This is a genomic window from Nocardia barduliensis (assembly GCF_013315795.1).
In the GTDB taxonomy this organism is placed as follows: domain Bacteria; phylum Actinomycetota; class Actinomycetes; order Mycobacteriales; family Mycobacteriaceae; genus Nocardia; species Nocardia barduliensis.
On sequence record NZ_JABLTE010000137.1, the window covers coordinates 1 to 17139 of the forward strand.

General features: G+C 64.6%; 13 protein-coding genes and 1 other RNA gene. 5 read left to right on the plus strand and 9 right to left on the minus strand.

The features are described 5' to 3' along the window. The first annotated feature begins 251 nt into the window (after positions 1 to 251). Positions 252 to 1880, plus strand: coding sequence for a DUF2207 family protein (locus tag HOV91_RS34570; protein ID WP_174189458.1), 1629 nt, complete (start codon positions 252 to 254; stop codon positions 1878 to 1880). Positions 1881 to 1938: 58 nt separating this feature from the next. Here HOV91_RS34570 and HOV91_RS34575 read toward each other — a convergent pair whose 3' ends face one another. From HOV91_RS34575 to HOV91_RS34595, 5 genes are all read right to left on the minus strand, one after another. Further along, on the minus strand, positions 1939 to 3213 hold the full coding sequence (locus HOV91_RS34575; protein ID WP_174189459.1) for an ROK family transcriptional regulator: 1275 nt from the start codon (positions 3211 to 3213) through the stop codon (positions 1939 to 1941). Between the two features lie 343 nt (positions 3214 to 3556). Beyond that, positions 3557 to 4267: a DUF8020 domain-containing protein gene (locus HOV91_RS34580; RefSeq protein WP_174189460.1), complete on the minus strand. Its 711-nt coding sequence runs from the start codon at positions 4265 to 4267 to the stop codon at positions 3557 to 3559. 122 nt (positions 4268 to 4389) lie between these two features. Then, complete coding sequence (locus tag HOV91_RS34585) at positions 4390 to 4965, minus strand: HhH-GPD-type base excision DNA repair protein (RefSeq protein WP_174189461.1); 576 nt, start codon at positions 4963 to 4965, stop codon at positions 4390 to 4392. Positions 4966 to 5646: 681 nt separating this feature from the next. Next, complete coding sequence (locus tag HOV91_RS34590) at positions 5647 to 6096, minus strand: hypothetical protein (protein WP_174189462.1); 450 nt, start codon at positions 6094 to 6096, stop codon at positions 5647 to 5649. Continuing rightward, positions 6093 to 6365 carry a hypothetical protein gene (locus tag HOV91_RS34595; RefSeq protein ID WP_174189463.1) on the minus strand — a complete coding sequence of 91 codons (273 nt, stop codon included), beginning with the start codon at positions 6363 to 6365 and terminating at the stop codon, positions 6093 to 6095. Before HOV91_RS34595 ends, HOV91_RS34590 begins: the two co-directional genes overlap by 4 nt. Positions 6366 to 7634: 1269 nt before the next feature. Here HOV91_RS34595 and lanKC point away from each other — a divergent pair. Then, positions 7635 to 10187 (plus strand): class III lanthionine synthetase LanKC, encoded by a 2553-nt coding sequence (gene lanKC, locus HOV91_RS34600; RefSeq protein WP_174189464.1) that lies wholly within the window; start codon positions 7635 to 7637, stop codon positions 10185 to 10187. Between the two features lie 277 nt (positions 10188 to 10464). Here lanKC and HOV91_RS34605 read toward each other — a convergent pair whose 3' ends face one another. Next, on the minus strand, positions 10465 to 10836 hold the full coding sequence (locus HOV91_RS34605; RefSeq protein WP_174189465.1) for a hypothetical protein: 372 nt from the start codon (positions 10834 to 10836) through the stop codon (positions 10465 to 10467). A 192-nt stretch (positions 10837 to 11028) separates the two neighbouring features. On the opposite strand from HOV91_RS34605, the gene HOV91_RS34610 reads away from it, so the two are divergent. After that, on the plus strand, positions 11029 to 11298 hold the full coding sequence (locus HOV91_RS34610) for a hypothetical protein (protein WP_174189466.1): 270 nt from the start codon (positions 11029 to 11031) through the stop codon (positions 11296 to 11298). Between the two features lie 119 nt (positions 11299 to 11417). On the opposite strand, the gene HOV91_RS34615 is transcribed toward HOV91_RS34610, so the two are convergent. Continuing rightward, entirely contained in the window at positions 11418 to 13454 is a 2037-nt protein-coding gene (locus tag HOV91_RS34615) for a M13 family metallopeptidase (RefSeq protein ID WP_174189467.1), read from the minus strand. A 706-nt stretch (positions 13455 to 14160) separates the two neighbouring features. On the opposite strand from HOV91_RS34615, the gene HOV91_RS34620 reads away from it, so the two are divergent. After that, a complete protein-coding gene (locus tag HOV91_RS34620) occupies positions 14161 to 14967 on the plus strand; it encodes a methyltransferase domain-containing protein (RefSeq protein WP_174189468.1) in 807 nt (268 codons plus the stop codon). A gap of 8 nt (positions 14968 to 14975) precedes the next feature. Beyond that, positions 14976 to 15416: an SRPBCC family protein gene (locus HOV91_RS34625; protein ID WP_174189469.1), complete on the plus strand. Its 441-nt coding sequence runs from the start codon at positions 14976 to 14978 to the stop codon at positions 15414 to 15416. A 60-nt stretch (positions 15417 to 15476) separates the two neighbouring features. On the opposite strand, the gene HOV91_RS34630 is transcribed toward HOV91_RS34625, so the two are convergent. Beyond that, on the minus strand, positions 15477 to 16766 hold the full coding sequence (locus tag HOV91_RS34630) for an aspartate aminotransferase type Ic (RefSeq protein WP_174189470.1): 1290 nt from the start codon (positions 16764 to 16766) through the stop codon (positions 15477 to 15479). 248 nt (positions 16767 to 17014) lie between these two features. Continuing rightward, positions 17015 to 17109, minus strand: an RNA gene (ffs, locus tag HOV91_RS34635) — signal recognition particle sRNA small type. Positions 17110 to 17139: the final 30 nt, after the last annotated feature.

Consider the following 17139-nt stretch of genomic DNA (forward strand, 5'->3'; position numbering starts at 1 on the left):
GGCCATAGGCAGGCGGGGCATACCCCGGCGGCGGACCGTAGCCGGGCGGCGGACCGTATCCAGGTGGCGGACCGTAACCCGGACGCGGACCATAAGGCGCACCGTAGCCGGGCGGCGGCGGTACCGGACGCCCCCCGTGCGGGACCGGTCCGTGTCCGTACGGTGGTTGTGTCACGCCCCCGTACCCCCTCGTCCTAGTGATCGCCGACAGCCGCTGACGCAGAATAGCAAGCTGTCTAGAGTAGGCAGCCATGCTGACTTTTCGGGGGGCCGCCCTAGGCGCGCTGCTTCTCGCCATCGTGGGACTGTCCGCGACGGCCCCGGTCACCCAGGCCCAGCCCGCGCCGGACGGCGTGACAATCACCGCCGATCTGAAACTGAGCCGCACGGGCGTACTCGAAGTGGTCGAACAGGTCTCGGTGCCGCCCGAGGGCTCCTTCCGGATGGCGCTGCCGCTGCGGTTGAAGGTGAGCGACGACGCCGAGCGCGTCTTCCGGGTCACCGACGTGGACACCGAAGGCGCGGGTACCGCGACGGTCGCGAACGACCAGTTCACCATCGAGGCCCGGCCCGGTGAATCCACCTTCCGCTACTCCGTGCAGAACACCGTCAGCGACGCGCCGGGCACCCAGGTGTTCCATTGGCTCGGCGTGCTCAACACCGACATCGCCTCCATCAGCGCCTCGTTGATCAGCCCGAGCTTCGAAATGGGCATCGTGGACTGCAAACTCGGCCCGCCCGGCAACACCCGGCCGTGCGCCGACGTCAAGATCGAGGCCGACGGCGTGCTGTTCCTCGAGCAGACCGACCTGCACAAGGGCGACGCGATCGATCTGACGCTGCAACTGCCGCCCGGCACCGTGCCGAGCAACGCCGACGTGCGCGGCAGCGGCGACGCGGGCCCGTTCGCGATCACCGCCCCGGTGCTCGTCGCGTTCGGCGTCCTCCTGCTGGCGCTGGCCGGCCTGGCCGCCTTCGTGCTGCGCGCCCGCCGCCAGGACGCGGCGATGGGCGGTTCGGAGACGATCGACCCACTGCTGCGCGAGGGCGATCGGGTGCAGTTCACCTCGCCGGACGGCGTGCTGCCGGGTGAGGCCGGTCTGCTGCTGGACGGGTATGTCGATCCCGTCGACATCGCCGCCACCGTGGTGGATCTCGCCGTGCGCCGCTACATCCGGATCACCCCGCTCAGCGACAGCGACTGGCGGATCACCCGGGTGAACGCTCCCGACGACCAGCTGCGCGACTACGAGAAGGCCGTCTACCAGGCGCTGCTGCCCGACGGCTCCGACGCGGCGACGATGACCGACCTGCGCGAACCGGGTCGGGTGGCCAGCGGTCCGGTGCGCGCCGCCCTGGTGGCCGACGCCGTCGCCCGAGGCAACTTCCTCGATCGCCGGCGGCCCGGCTTCCCGGTGTGGTTCGGTGGCGCGCTGGTGGTGGCCGGCATCGCGGCGACCGTCGTGCTCGCGCTCACCTCCGGGCATGCCTTGGTCGGAGTCGCCATCGCACTCGGCGGTGTCGCGTCTCTGCTGGCGCCGAAGTACCTGCCTGCGCGGACGGCGCGGGGGCTCGAACTAGCCGGGCAGATCCGCGCACTCCAGCGCGGCCTGGAAACGACGCGCCGGGAACAGATCCCGCCGATCGACCAGGAGACCGTGTTCTCCCGCGCGCTGCCGTTCATGGTGCTCGGCGCGCGCGCCGACAATTGGATCCGCGCCTTCCGCGACCTCGATCCGTCGGCCGACGCGCAACCCGGCCTCTACTGGTTCGCCGGCTTCGAACGCGACCGCAATCTCCAGCGCTTCGCGGGCCACTTCCCGTTCTTCATCACCGCGCTGGAGGGGCTGTTCACGACCGCGGGCGACCCGCATCGGTAGCGCCGTACACACACGAAGGGCGACCGGCCGCCGCGCCGGTCGCCCTTCGTCGTATGGCTCAGTCGTTCGACGCGGTGCGCCGGACGGCGGCCAGCGGGTCGGCGTACAGGACGCTCAGCGAGGTCACCACAGCGGCGTATTCCTGCACCTTGCCGCCGAATCCGCTGATCCGGATGTCGGTGGGCGGCAAGGTGGAACCCTGGTTGAACGCCCGCGCCACATGCGCCACCGCCGGGCGGTAGCCGGTGAAGGCCTGGCCGCCGAGGATCACCCGATCCGGATTGAGCATGTCGCGCACCATCGCCACGGTGTGGCCGAGGATGGTGGCCCGCTCGGCGAGCAGTTCGCGCGCGGATTCCGAACCGGACTCCGCGGCCCGGTACAGGTCCGCGATGGTCGAGCCCGCGGTCCCGTTGTGCGCCGGGATGATGCCGCGGCCCACGGCCCTGGAGTGCAACGACCGATCACCGACGGTCACCTCCAAGCAGCCACGCCGCCCGCAGGTGCATTCGACGTCCGAGCCCGTGGGCAGGTGCGCGATCGATCCGGGGCCGTTGCTGGGTGTGTGCACGCGCCCGTCCAAAGTCACCGCGACACCGGCGGTCTCACGCACGTAGAAGTACAGGCTGCTGCCCCGCTCGACACGGGCCTGGTCCTTCGGCTCGGCGGTAGGCAGCAACAGCTCCGACCCCGCCATCGCCTCGACGTGCGGCGCCACCGAGACGGGCAGCTCCAGCACCTCGCCGAGCACCGAACCGACTTGCGCGCCACGCCATTCCAGTTTCGGGTGGTCCACAACGCCGGTGAGCGGATCGACCCGGCCGCCGATCGCGACGCCGGCCCACAGCGCCTTGCGCCGGTGCCAGCGCTGCAGGAACGCCTTCGCGCTGCGGGCGACGGTGGTGGTGGCGAATTCCTGACCGGTCTGCGGGGTGGCGATGGCCAGGCCGCCGAGGATGCGGCCGCGCAGATCGGCCGCGACGATCTTGGTGACCGCGGCGCCGATGTGGATGCCGATGGTCAGGTAGGCCTCGTGATCGATTTCGAAGGGGACGCGCGGGCGTCCGACCGCACCCGAGGCCGTCAGGTCGGGGCGTTCTCGCAGCAGGCCGGCCGCGAGCAGCGCGGAGACCTGCCGATTGACCGTGGCGATGCTCAAACCCGTTGCGCGCGCGGCATTGTCGCGGGAAACGGGACCTCCGGTAGCGGCGCGCAGGACCGCGGCCGCCGGGTTGTCGGCGATGCGCAGTTCGGGAGCGACAACCGGGCGCTGAACGCGGGCACGACCGCCTGCGACCCTGGAGACGGATCGTTCAAGGGTGGGAATGGACATTGTGCAGATCCTTGCTGAAGTCCCGTCACCGGACGGGACGTGCCTACATGGGCGGCGAGGCAGCAAATGAGCAGGAAAACGAGCTCAGCTGCAGCAAGAGAGGCGACACAGTTCGCGCGTCAACGGCAGCCGCAGACCCAACGCGGCGGTCACGTAAGTGACGCGCAGGAGGTTCGATCGGCCGGCAGACATGTCATTAAAATTAACACCGATTTCCGCGACGCACCAACCCCCGACGCGCCGTTGTGTGCACCCGCACATTGTTTCCCCAGGTCGTGAGTACCCGAAAAGACCCCACTCCCCCGGAACGGTCCGCGGGGCGGGGTCTTTTCAGGCGGAAGGATTACTTCGGCGCGTTGAACGGCTGGTTGATCGTCGTGAAGTACTGGATCGCGGCACCGATCGCGACCGGGGCGGTGATCAGGATCTGCCCCGCGACGGTGCCGAGCGCACCGACCGCGGCGATGCCGACCAGGCAGCCGACACCCGCGGCCGGGATGAACGGCCCGAACAACCCCGCGATGGTCCCCGCGGCGATGGTCGCGCCCGCGATGCCGCCGAGCACGCAGCCGACCGTCGCGCCGCCGATGCCGCCCACCAAGGTGCCGATCGCGGCACCCATGGTGATGGTGCTGGTCAAGCGGGTCCAGGCGGCGACCTCACGGTCGTACTCGCTCTTCCACGGCGCCTTGTCCTCGTACGGCAGGGCGACCGGCTTGTAGACCGCGTGTTCCCGGTCCAACAGCGGCGTCAGCGTCGCGCTGCGGCCGGAAATCTCGGCCGCGATGGGGAATTCGAAGTCGTCCAGCTGGAACCGCAGCGGATGACCCGCGAGCACGGTACCGTTGGATGCCTTCACTTTGAACACACCGTCCTCGACGACCAGCGAACCCGCGTCGGTTTCGATGATCGACTGGGTATCGGTCGCGTAAGCGGTGAAATTGACTGCGCTTTCGGCGCTTTCCTCCGCCGGCGTAGCGCCGGACGTACCCGCGGCCACTCCGGTCGCGATCGTCACCAGCGCCGCCACCACGGCGAGCTTCCTCATTCTCATGTCCTGCAATCCCTCATCTCAGGTTCAGCCGTTCCAGGCAAAAGCATCCGGTACCGACTTCGCGAGAACGAGGAAAAAACGCACGCGGATTTCAAATAGGCGACCGCCGAATTAACACCGCACTACTTCGCTTTGGCGGCCGCTTTCGCCTGCTTCTTGAATTCCCTTACCTGAGCGAGGGTTTCGGCATCCGTCACGTCGGCAACCGACCGGCGCGAGCCCTCCTCCCCGTACGCGCCCGCCGCCGCCTGCCAGCCCTCGGGCCGCACGCCGCGCTGCTTGCCGAGCAGGGCCAGGAAGATCTTCGCCTTCTGCTCGCCGTAGCCCGGGAGTTCCTTCAGTCGGCGCAGCACTTCCTTGCCGTCCGGGTCGCCCGCCGTCCAGATGTTCTCGGCCGAGCCGTCGTAGTGCTCGATGACGTAGCGGGCCAGTTCCTGGGCGCGCCGGGCCATGGAGCGACCGTAGCGGTGGATCGCGGGCGGCGTGGCCGCGAGTTCCTCGAACTCCTGCGGGTCGGCCTCGGCGATGCGCTGGATGTCGAAGCCGCCCATCCGGTCGGCGATCTTCTTCGGGCCGCGAAAGGCGTGCTCCATCGGGTACTGCTGGTCCAAGAGCATGCCGAGCAGCGTGGCGAAGTGGTCCTCGGTCAGTAGCTTGTCGGCCTCGGCGTCCTGCGCCAGGCATAGCGTGCGAGTCACTGTCCCTCCGGGTGTTCAGCCGTATTAGATAGGTGCCGCAGGCTTCGCTCAGTGCCCGCGTTCGGTGCCACTGGTGTTCCGGGCGCGCCCGACGAGTGACCGATGTGCTCCCTGAAAGCATATCCGCCGGCATGGGGCCGGCAGTACCGTGCGTTCTGTGGCCATCTGCCATCCAATTGTCAAGAATTCGGGTTACGTGTAGGGCGGTGCTGAATGACGCCGTGTGCTGGTCTCGCCCGGTCGGGTCGGGCTGGTGGCTGACTGCGGTGTCGCCGGAACCCACCCGCATTTCATCGCCGTACTCTCACGGCACACCGAACCTTCGTGCGCCCCTCGACCGAGCGGAGCACGCTCAATCACTGGCACTGACCTGGCAACTTACCGTCGCGCTGGGTGTCGGTTGCCACCGTCGTGGGACCACCACGTTGCCAGCTGCAGGACCATTGGCAGCGGTGCAGGAGTGGAACGGTATCGCGCTGTTGATTGGCGGACCCCGCGTTCCCGAACCACCGATATGCGGCTACAGTGCCCCGCTTCTTGGGAACTCACGGTGATTGGGCTTTGCTCGGACGGCCCCGACTTGGCGGCGGCTATCTCGATCTTGTGAGTACGACGATGTCGTTGCCGATACCGAGGATCAATTCTGCAGCGGGCCGGTGCCTAGACGAGTGATTCCTGATGTCAGTGGTCGTAGGCGGTGAGTGATCGGCTGGTCGGGCGTTGGTGGTGAGGTTTTGCCAGATCGCGGCGGCCAGGGCGAGTAGGCGCTGGGCGGTTCGGGCGAGCAGGCCGGCGCGAGTGGGTGCGCCGTGGCTTCGAGGGAGAGTTGTCCTTTGCAGGTGTCGTAGACCGATTCGATGAGTTGACGGATGCCGCCGCGTCGCCGCTGCGGTGGGGTTCGCCTTTGCGGTCGGGGCGCAGGAAGTGCACGCCGACGAGCGCGGACAAGTGATGAAACTCATTGCCCGCCAGTCTTTTATCGCCGATCAAGGTGCCGTCCAGCGGTAGCATGGCCCGGTCGTGGGCGTGGCCTATCAGTTCGGCGGCAACCTCGCGTTCACCGATTCTCGGGTCGGCGAGGCACCAGGCGATCGGCATATCGTGGGCGGTGGTGATCAGACACAGCTTCACTTCACACCCCAGTACCAGCGTGACAGTGCAGCGCAGTAGCCGTAATTGGCGAACCCGGCCAGTGCGGATCGTTTGACGGTGGGCACCGAGGTGCCGCACGGAATCGGGGTGGCGTCGATGAACCGGAACTGGTCACGGGTGGCCGAGACCTGCGCGGCCAGCTGCTCGATGGTCGCGGCGATCAAAGGCCCGGCCGCGTTGATCCGCTTGTTGTAGCCGGGCTGGTGGGGCAGGTAGGGAAACAATGCGCCCAGACGGTCGGACCGCAATCGCCAGCGCTGCCGGGCCGCGTCTCCGGCTCCGTCGTGATGTGGCGCGTCGAGGACTCCGAAATTAGTTGGAACCGTTCGGAGCCCCGGCGCGTCCTACCTAGTGACCAATCAAGAATCGAGGAAGGAGCGGTCAGGTAGCCCGGTGTGCGCGACCGGCTGATCGTTCCGAAACCGAGAGACTGGCGGTGCCATGCGTTGTTCCCCAACTGGACAGGGCTGGACCATGCATGCCCGGAGCCGCGATTCCATCGGAACAGGAGTAGCTGTTGCAACCATCGACACGAATGCGGTGCAGGGCACCGCGACAGATCTGGCCGTCTCGAGCCGAGACCGTACTGGATCTGGACTCGGCAGCGCGATTTGCTGCCGCACATGTAAATCCGTCCCAAGTAGGGCAGAACTATCGGCAGTTCGGCGACCAGCTGCCGCGGGCGTTCTCGGATGCCGCGAGCATTCTGGCGCGTTGGGGTGCGAGCATCGGTGACTGCCCAACGGCGCTCAACCGTTGCGCTACGACCTACCAGGCACAGAAGCAGGAATCGAACCTCGATCGTCACCTGCCGACTGAATATGGCTGCGTGATGGACACTCGAGCCGAGCGCCAACGCCCTGTTCGACCGCGGCGAATCCGAACTACGGCGACTGCCAGGAGCTCGTCGAGCCTCGGGTGTGGCAACCGGCGAAAAACGTTATCCCTCAGGCGAAAAGCTACAACGCGCCCAGTTGCGCAACGTTAGTCTGCGTACTATGCTCACATGGGAGGCTGGGGAGGCCATCATCTTCTGGGAGGGGTTCTTCAATCTAGTTGCACACCGATCTGTTATCGGTATAACTACTGTTTGAGCAGTTGATAAGAAATCCGAACCGAGCACGGTTTGGTGTGTCGGTGTACTTCTATTCGCATCCAATACAAAGAGGCATTTCCAGGACCAGGCGCGACGCTGGGCGGCTCCGTGGCCGCTACCAGCGGCGATGCTGAGTGCCACCTGAATTAGCCTTGAGATTGACATCAACTATGCATGCGATTTGCACGAGTAAACGTCGGGGAGGGTTTCTGTGTTCGTTAAAATTGTTGGTTTGGTTGCGATCGTTACAGCTGTTGGCGCAGGAGAATCGGCTGCTGCTCAGTATTTCCCGCAGCCTTCCGGGGATGAATGCGAAATCATTGCCCAAGAGCCGGAGTGCTGTATAGCGATTTCCGGCGATTGGTATCGAAATCCAGACTACCCCAACGCATGTCCGATCTCCTGATCACAGTGAGCCGAAATGATCTTAGAGCAGTATTGCATGCAGGACCGTGAATTCTTCAGCGCACCGTCGGACGTCGGCGTCGACGATGCTGACAGGGTTTTCGCTGGGGATATTCCAGGATATACATCACAGACCGGCAGATATTGGACATATTGGACTCCCGACGTGGGTCCGGACGCTCCTCATCAGGGTTGGAAAATCCATCTCAGCGCCACACTGGGTACAGAGCGAAAAGTAGCAGAAATCGCCGCAGATCTTTGTCGAGATATGGGCTTGCACTTCAAGGTTGCTACATCGATCGCACAGTATCGTGCGACGAACTCCAAGAATGCCGACCGGGTATCCTCCGGAAAGCTGGTGACTGTATATCCAGATTCGGATCGATTCGAGCGGGCGGTCATCGAATTGGGTAATCGTACTGCCGATTTCGACGGTCCGCATATTCTGACCGATCTGCGGTGGAAACGTGGACCCGTTTTCGTCAGATACGGTGGATTCCGGCGACTGGAGGTCGACGGAAAGCTGTGCATCATCGACCCGCATGGACGGCCGGAGGAGGACCAGCGGCTGCCCTGGTTCAGCCCACCTCCCTGGGTGGAAATACCAGAATTCTTGCGGGGCGTCATGGACCGACCGCAGGGTGGACCTGTTCCTTTCACCATCGAATCTGCTATCAGTCATTCCAACGCAGGCGGAGTTTACCTCGCCACGATCCTGGAAAATGGCGAGAAAGTCGTCGTCAAGGAGGGACGGCCGAACGCAGGTTACACGCCGGACGGCCGCGATGGCTACCGAAGGACACGTGATGAGGTGACGACCATCCGCCGGCTAGGCGATCCGGACCTCTTTCCGCGAGTTCTCTGGAGCGGGGAGGTGGGCGGTCATTACTTCATGGCGATGTCCCGTGCTGTCGGTATCACTTTGCAATCATGGATAGTCGGCAATATGCCGCTTTACGCGGCGGACGGCGCCGATTGGGATCGGTATGGGAAAGACTGCTGCGTGATTCTGGACAACGCGGAGCGTGGGGTCAATCATCTACGAAAAGCAGGCCTGGCTCACGCGGACCTCCATCCCCGAAACATCATTGTCGATCCCGACACGCTGGCTGTCACAATCATCGACTTCGAGACCGCCAAGGACATCACCGGTTGGCAATCGAGCGGTATACACGCACCGGGGTTCGCCCCGCCGCCCGGTGTTGCCCCTCAGGACATAGATTCGTACGCCCTCGCGCAGACGATTACGCAGATGCTCACTGCAAGGGTGGAGCACGCCGAGATCACGTCGAATCGTTTCAATTGGGCGCTTCCAGGATTGCTGGAAATCCTGGAGCGACATAACGGTCGCGTGCCGGACGGCGTAGCCGAGAATGTGATCAAACGGGACGGCATCATGGCGGCGCTGTCCTTGCCGGCAACTCTGCAGCAAAATCCTCCTCCGAAGAACTTTTTGGCCGCTCTTCGCGACGATCTCCCTGCGGTTCTCCGGGCGGCGCACGATCGGCTGAATCGATTACCCGTCCATGCCGAGGCGCTGGAGGACTCCCTCTTCGGCCTGGCCTTCGGTGCTGCGGGCCACGCACTCGCTTTGCCCGACATGTTCGGTGCTTCGGCCACTCAACAAGTGGTCGCCGAGGCGGGCCGGGTCACTAGGTCCGGACTCTTCGATGGATTGTGCGGGTCGATTTATGCCCTGCTCGTACTGAACGAGGCCGTGGCCGCAGAAAAGCTCGCGAGAGATACGAATCTGCTGGATCGCGCGGATGGATGGCGCATCTTCGACGGGAAGGCAGGCATTATGCTTGCCGCTCTGCGGATGGAGCATTTCCCCGACGTCGAATCGGTGCTCGTTCCCGATTTGGCAGCACAGCTGGCGGATGCTGCGCAGCGATACTGCGCGGGTGTCCCGTTGCTTCCTTCTCCGGAAAGCAAGGTGATGACCAACAGATTCACCGCGCAAACATCGGGTCTGATGTACGGCCACCTGGGGCTGGCGTGGTTGTTCGCGGAGGCACACCGTCGGTTCGGTGATGATCTCTTCATCGATGCAATGAATCACGCTCTGCTCACTGAGTTGGACCATTACGAGAGAGACGACAGAAACATACTTCATTACAAGCAGGGAAAGCGGCTGATACCGTATCTTGCGACAGGATCCGCGGGATTCGGTGTGGCGTTGAACAACGTCGATGTCAAGCGGCTCGACGGCAAAGTGACGTCGTGCCTAGAGGATCTCGCCAGGGTCGATTCTGCGTTATTCACTGTCAATTGCAGTCTGTTCAATGGATATGCTGGTCTACTGTACGGCACAAATGGTTTGAAGATGGTCATGGGCCTTCCCGTGCGGCCCGTTTCCGATCTCAATCGGATGGTCCGAAGTATGGCAGTCCGGATGTCGTCAGATACCTGGGCTATTCCTGGAGATTCGAATTTCCGCATCACAACGGATCTCGCCTCCGGCTCCAGTGGTGTGCTGCACGTGGAGTCCATGATGAAACGACGCGACTATGGGCTTCTGCCTCCTATACCGGAACCAACCCAAGGACTTGGCTCGCGAACCGCGTGATCAAGGCGGCCATACTCGGCCGAAAGCGACGATTTTAAAGAGAGGAGGATGACATGACGGTACTTGACGTTCTCGAGCTCCAGAAGCTGGAGATTCCCGAACAGTGGCTGGAAGCAGACAATCTGCGAAGCACTCTGAGCCACAACGAATGCGGCACCCAAGGTACTAGCTACATCAGCTGGCACGGATGCATCGTTCCGTCGTAGCCGAGAGGAGAACACGCTGACGCGGTATCGTGTCGATCAAGAATCTCAGTAGGCACGATACCGTGGCAGGTTTACTCGGAGAACATGCGGTGTGACCAGACCACTTTGTCGGTGTAACCGTCGTCTCTGTCCGAGTAAGTGGACGCCAGGTGCGCTGTCACCCCGTCAGCGATGTGGGTCAGCTGAAGGTGGATTGGGTCGTCACGGTTCTGGCTGATGACAATCCGATGATGAGTCCGTGGCCCAGCGTCCTTTCCGGGGTTCCGGGCGAACCACTCTTTGCTCAGCTCGTGTTGTTCCGCTGAAAGAGTGGTGGAAGCGATATCGAAGGTGCCCTGTTCGGCATATGCGTCGACAATCTCTTCGACGTAGGACCGAAGGTCCTCGAACTCTTCGTCGGTGCTGAAGATCGCAATCTCCAGCTTATTGGATAGGTTGGTCATTGGATTCCTTTGCGGTCTCGGGTCGGACGGCTTCGGCATCAGAGTACCGGTTGGACAGTTGATGAGCCACCGAACTTTGATTGATGGGGGAGGTAACTTCGAGAATCATTCGATAAGACCTGTGCAGTTTATTTCAGATCGATCCGGTCGCAGATGACGAAACCGTGGCCGGTTGACAAAGGGGAGAACGGAATGAAATCGAAATTCGGCAGGAGCCTGGGCACCGCTATCGTGAGTGCGGGTGTCGTAGTATCGGCGCTCGTCGGAACGGGGGTGGCGGAGGCGGCAACCGTTACCGCTAAAGTTCGGTGTGACAAGGTCGAGAACAAGGGCGGCGCCACCGTTGGCTGGCTGGAAGCAGAGGGGACCGGCAACAGCGTGGGAGAGGCGCTCGCGAACGCCGAGAAGAATGTCCAGGTGCCGGAAGGCTACTACAAGCGCCACTGCCGTCCGACAAAATAGCCATCCTGATGCCGGTATCGGCCTTCTGAAGGCTCCGAGGCTTTGAGCGGCAGCGGCCGGTCGGAACACCGTAGGTCCGGTCGCCCGCTGCCCCGGCTGACCGGGATTATCGGAGGCGATCAAATGGTGACGCGCTGCTCTTCGGGAAGCCACAGTTTGTCGGTGGGTTGCACAGTGAAGGTGGCGTAGAACTCGGGCAGGTTGCGGACGGGCTGGTTGCAGCGAAACTCGCTGGGAGAGTGGGGATCAGTGGCGACCTGGTCGGCAGTCGCCTCGTGGCGCCGTTTCTCCCGCCAGGTGCGGGCCCAGGCCATGAAAACGGCGGTGTAGTCGAGGGCAGCGCCGCGCTTCTGCATGGCGATCCGGTAGGCGGCCAGCGAGGTGGCGAGACCACGGAGGTCCGCCAGGTTCTCGCCGACCGTGAACTTGCCGTTGACGTGCTGATCGGGTGGGACGCCGTCCGGGACGAGCTTGTCGTACTGGGCGATGAGCATGTCGGCGCGCTCGGCAAAGGCGGCGCGGTCTTCGGGGTTCCACCAGTCGTACAGGATACCGTCACCGTCGTATCTGGAGCCCTGATCGTCGAAACCGTGGCCCAATTCGTGGCCGATCATCGCGCCGATGCCGCCGTAGTTGACAGCAGGGCCGGCTTCGGGGTCGAAGAACGGCGGCTGCAGGATGCCTGCGGGGAAGACGATCATGTTCATGCTGACCGTGTAGTAGGCGTTGACGGTCTGCGGAGTCATCCCCCACTCGCCGCGGTCCACAGGTGTGCCCAATTTGGCGAGCTGACGCCTGCTTTCGAAGACGTTCGCGGCGCGAATACTGGTAACGAGCTGGTCCTTGGTGACGGAGAGGTTCGAGTAGTCGCGCCACTTGTCGGGGTAGCCGATCATCGGCTGGACCTTGTCGAGCTTGGCGATGGCGGCGTCGCGAGTCGCCTTGCTCATCCATTCGGTGCGCTGGAACCGCTCGCGGTAGGCCTCGCGCAGGTTGGCGACGAGATCGAGCGCCTGCTTCTTGGCCTCAGGGGGGAAGTGCTCGGCGACATATTTCTGGCCGAGCAGCTCGCCCGCCGTGGTGTTGATCAGGCGGACCGCAAGCTTCCACCGGTCCTCCGGCTGCTCGAGTCCTTTCAGACTCTTGCCCGCGAAGTCGAAGTCGGCGTCGGCGAAATCCTTCTTCAGGAAGGGGGCGAATGCGCGGACGATGGCCAGTGTGAAGTACTCGCGCCAGACGGCGATGTCGGTATCGACCCACAGCTGCGCAAAAGCCGTGACGTACGAGGGCTCGTCGACCACCACAGTGGCGAACTTGGCGGGGCTTTCGGATATCGCCGCGAGCCAGCTGTCCCAATCGAATCCCGGTGCCTGCGTGCGCAACTCAGCCCAACTGCGGATATTGTAGGTCTTGTCGGCGTCGCGGGTGTCGACCCGGTTCCATTGTCCTGCAGCGATTCCTGTCTCCAGGTCGAGCACGCGTTGTGCCGCGCCTACCGGGTCTGGTAGTCCCGCGCCGGCGCCGAGGCGTTGCAGATACGTGCGATAGGCGTCGCGGATCGGGGCTTTCCGCAGGTCGCGGTAGTAGGCCTCGTCCGACATACCGAGGCCGGACTGAGCCATCCTCGGCAGGTAACGGGTTGAGTCCTTGGGATCGACGCCGACGTACAGCTGGAGCGGAGTGGTCTGAAACTGGGTGCGGAAACCTCCCGTCATGACCAGCTGACCGGCGACGTATGCAAGGTCCGACTTGGTCACAGCGTTGTCCACGGCCGCGAGCAGGTCGGCGATCGGCTTCGTGCCCTGACGCTCGATCGTGTCGATGTCGAGACAGCCGCGGTAGAGGTCGCGCAGCTTCTGTTCCGGTGAGCCCGGCGCAGCGTCGTCATCGATGCCCTCGAGGATGGCATTGAGGTTATGGCGGGCGCGCTCGTCCATCTCCTCGAATGAGCCATAGCGGGACTTGTCCGGCGGTAACTGGTAGGTCCGCAACCAGGTGCCGTTGACGTGAAGATACAGGTCGTCCTGAGGCCGGATTGTGTTGTCAACCTTGGACAGGTCCGGCCCCTCCGGCTTCGTGGACTCCGACGTACACGCTACGGGCGCCACGCCGAGAGCGAGCAGAAAAGCGCGGCGGCCAAACGGCGTTACAGCCAAAGAATCCCCCTCAATCTACGGCCCGACGCCCGAGCGTACCGGAGAGAGTCGTTTGGCCCAATGGGGACTCATGCGCCTGGGTTTGGTTGGACGGCCGCATTACTGCGGCGGTCCGGCTGCTAGCCAGCGGCTCGAACTGTAGACGTGCCATTCGCAGACAACCTGGCATGAAACCCCCTGATATGCAGACGATTACATCGAGTACCTGATCTAGCGACGAAGCAAACAACGTGGCCTACCTGAAGCTTAGTGGTCCTGCCCGTAGGTCTGTCGGGGTCAGTGGTTGAGTTAGAGGCCACAGGCGCAGTCGAAAGCTTCTTGGGGGCTGCCGATGGATAGCCTGGAGGGCAGGATCCGGTCCTGGTATTTGCCGTTGCTGGCCAGGTAGAGCCCGAATCCCCAGGACGATGCCGACGAGCCGTATCGCAGCCCGCAGCACCGGTAACCGGTTCCCGTCGGCCAGCTCGGCTTCGACGTAGGCAGTTGCTGGCCAGCCGTCGAGGCTTGTCATCAAACCCCCATCGCACGCTAGTTCGATGCGAGTACATGGAATTACCCATGTACTCACGAAAGCGCTCGGTTCATCAACCATAGTGACTCGCGTCACAGTCCCTACGCGCGGGTAGACGACGTGCCGCGTAGGCTCCAGGCCATGCCTCCGACGACGGCGACACCGACCACGACGGCCAGGGATGGACACGGGCCTATGAACACATACGCATTGCGCCCCGATCGGTTCGACCGAGCAGGACAGGACCAGCTCGTCGACGTGCGTGACCTACAGGCCGCGCTGCCCGGCATCCGCCGCCTGCGCGCGTGGGCGCACGAAGCGCTCGCGCTGCGGCCCGGCGAGCACGCCGTCGACATCGGCTCCGGTACCGGAACGGAGGTCGTCACCTTCGCCGAAGCGGTGGGCCCGGCCGGCAGCGCGGTCGGCGTCGAGCCGGACCCGCATCTGCTCGCCTCGGCCGAACGCCGCGCCGAGCAGGCCGGCTCGACGGCCAAATTCCACTCCGGTGATGCCTACGGCGTGCCGTTCGGCGCGGACAGCTTCGACGCTGTTCTGTGCGAGCGCGTCTTCCAGCACCTCACCGCCCCCGCCCGCGCGGCCAACGAGATCGCGCGCGTGCTTCGTCCTGGCGGCCGCGTCGTCGTGGTGGACAGCGATTGGGGCACCGCGATCATGCACCCCGGTGACCGGCGGGTCGTCCGCGAGGTGATCGACACCCTCGTCTCGGCCACCACCAATCCGCTGTCGGGCCGTCGCCTCCCCGGTCTGCTCACCAAAGCGGGCCTGGTGGTCGACGACATCGGCTCGCAGGCGCTGGTGCAGGACCGCAGCGTGGGCGCGGGCTCGCTGGTCACCAGGATCTCGGCGATGGCGGTCGCGCGCGGCGCGATCACCGAGACGCAGCGCGAGCAACTGCTCGCCGATCTCGACGCGGCCGCGGCCAACGGCGACATCCATCTCTCGGTCACCATGTTCGCCGTCCTCGCGCACAAACCGCGCTGACCGGGCCGATGGCCGTCGATGTAGAAACCGACATCGCGATAGACCGCTCCCGCGAGCTGGTCGCGGCGTACGCGGCCGATCCGGCGCACGCGCCCACCTGGTACTCGCGCATCCACAGCGTCACCTGGGAAACGGAGCCGCCGCTGCGCGTCGGCTCGCGCATGGCCTTCGTCGCGCACTTCCTGGGCAACAGGCTGACCTACACCTACGAGGTGGTCGCCTACGACCCCGGCACGCGACTGGTGATGCGCACCGCGCAGGGGCCGTTCCCGATGGAGACCACCTACACCTGGGCCGACACACCGGAGGGCGGCACCCGCATGACGCTGCGCAACCGCGGCGAGCCGAGCGGATTCGCGAAACTCGCCGCGCCGGTACTCGAAGCAGCGATCCGGCGGGCGAACCGCGGGGATCTGGCGCGACTCAAAGAATTGCTGGAGACCGGGTAGCACAACGGAAAACGCCCGGCACGAACTCGTGCCGGGCGCAGATCCGTCAGCGATCCGCCGCTACTTGCCCAGCGACTTCTCGGTGGCCGCGAGCAGCACACAGGTGGCCAGCCCGTCCATCGCCTTCTCCAGCTCCGACAGCTTCGGGAAGCTCGGCGCGATCCGAATGTTCTTGTCCTCCGGGTCGTTGCGGTACGGGAAGGCCGAGCCGGCCGCGGTGAGCGCGATGCCCGCCTCCTTCGCGAGCGCGATCACCCGCGCCGCCGTGCCCTCCAGCACGTCCAGGCTGATGAAGTAGCCGCCCTTGGGCTCGGTCCAGGACGCCACCTTGGACGCGCCGAGGCGGTCCTCGAGGATCTTCAGCACCAAGGCGAACTTCGGTTCCAGGATGGCGCGGTGCTTCTGCATGTGCGCGCGCACGCCGTCGGCGTCCCGGAAGAAGCGCAGGTGGCGAAGTTGGTTGATCTTGTCCGGGCCGATGCTCTTCTTCGACGCGTGGCTCAGGTACCAATCCAGGTTCGCGGTGGAACCACCGATGAAGCTCACGCCCGCACCCGCGAAGGTGATCTTCGACGTGGAGGCGAACACCAAGGGGCGGTTCGGGTTTCCGGCAGCGGCGGCCAAGCCGAGCACGTCGATCACCGGAGCCGCGGTGTCGGTGAGCGGGTGCACCGCGTACGCGTTGTCCCAGAACAGCCGGAAGTCGGGCGCCGCCGCGGGCATCGAAACGAGCTCGCGGACAACATCTTCGGAGAAGACCACGCCGGTCGGGTTCGAGTAGTTCGGCACCGCCCACAGACCCTTGATCTGCGGGTCGTTCGCCAGCAAGTCGGCGATGGCGTGAGTGTCCGGCCCGTCGTGGCGCATCGGGATCGGGATCATCTCGAAGCCGAGTGCCTCGGTGATCGCGAAGTGCCGGTCGTAGCCGGGGGCCGGGCACAGGAACTTCAGCGTGTCCTCGGCGGCCCAGCGACGCTCGGAATCGTTGGTGCCGTACAGCATCGCGTAGGTGATCACGTCGTGCATCAGCTCGAGGCTGGCGTTGTTGCCCGCGAGCAGGTTGTCCACCGGGATGTTGAGCAGCTCGCCGAAGATCGCGCGCAGTTCCGGCAGACCGTGCAGGCCACCGTAGTTACGGCAGTCGGTGCCGGCGCCGTCGCGGAAATCGCCCTCGCCGGGCAGTTGCAGCAGCGCGGCGGACAGGTCGAGTTGTTCCGGCGAAGGTTTTCCTCGGGTCAGGTCCAGCGTGAGCTTCTCGGTCTGGAGCTTCGCGTAGTTCGCGGTCTGGGTCTCGTGCTCGGACACGAGCTCCTCATGGCTCATCAAACCGATCTGCGTTTGCCGGGGCATCCTGGGCAGCCTTTCAAGCAGCGAAGGGACGAATGGGTCTGGCCGGACCGATGTGCGGCGGCGGCCGAACAGTTGTCCGTGCAGACGCACGTGCATCCACGGACGGTGTTCACGTTACCCGTGCGGTGCCCGGAATTGGGGGCGTTATCCGCCGACCGGCAGGAGTCCGCTCGAACCGGGTCCGCCCACAGCCCGCACCGGTGGAGCGAAAGGCGAGGCGGCTTCGCGTCCGCCCGCGCGAGCCCTTGGAAAGGGGACCCCGCGCACCCGGCAGAGCCCGTTGACCCTTGCTGCCTTCCGGCCCTGGGGGAGTTCACAGGATGCGCGCCGCGCGGGATCCGTCGGCCAGTGTAGCGCCTCCCGCCCGCAATCC

Bases quoted from the DNA above. Each gene is read 5' to 3' on its own strand.
- HOV91_RS34575 (WP_174189459.1), bottom strand. From the start codon at position 3,213: ATGTCCATTCCCACCCTTGAACGATCCGTCTCCAGGGTCGCAGGCGGT.
- HOV91_RS34610 (WP_174189466.1), top strand. From the start codon at position 11,029: ATGAAATCGAAATTCGGCAGGAGCCTGGGCACCGCTATCGTGAGTGCG.
- HOV91_RS34620 (WP_174189468.1), top strand. From the start codon at position 14,161: ATGAACACATACGCATTGCGCCCCGATCGGTTCGACCGAGCAGGACAG.
- HOV91_RS34580 (WP_174189460.1), bottom strand. From the start codon at position 4,267: ATGAGAATGAGGAAGCTCGCCGTGGTGGCGGCGCTGGTGACGATCGCG.
- HOV91_RS34605 (WP_174189465.1), bottom strand. From the start codon at position 10,836: ATGACCAACCTATCCAATAAGCTGGAGATTGCGATCTTCAGCACCGAC.
- lanKC (WP_174189464.1), top strand. From the start codon at position 7,635: ATGATCTTAGAGCAGTATTGCATGCAGGACCGTGAATTCTTCAGCGCA.
- HOV91_RS34570 (WP_174189458.1), top strand. From the start codon at position 252: ATGCTGACTTTTCGGGGGGCCGCCCTAGGCGCGCTGCTTCTCGCCATC.
- HOV91_RS34630 (WP_174189470.1), bottom strand. From the start codon at position 16,766: ATGCCCCGGCAAACGCAGATCGGTTTGATGAGCCATGAGGAGCTCGTG.
- HOV91_RS34625 (WP_174189469.1), top strand. From the start codon at position 14,976: ATGGCCGTCGATGTAGAAACCGACATCGCGATAGACCGCTCCCGCGAG.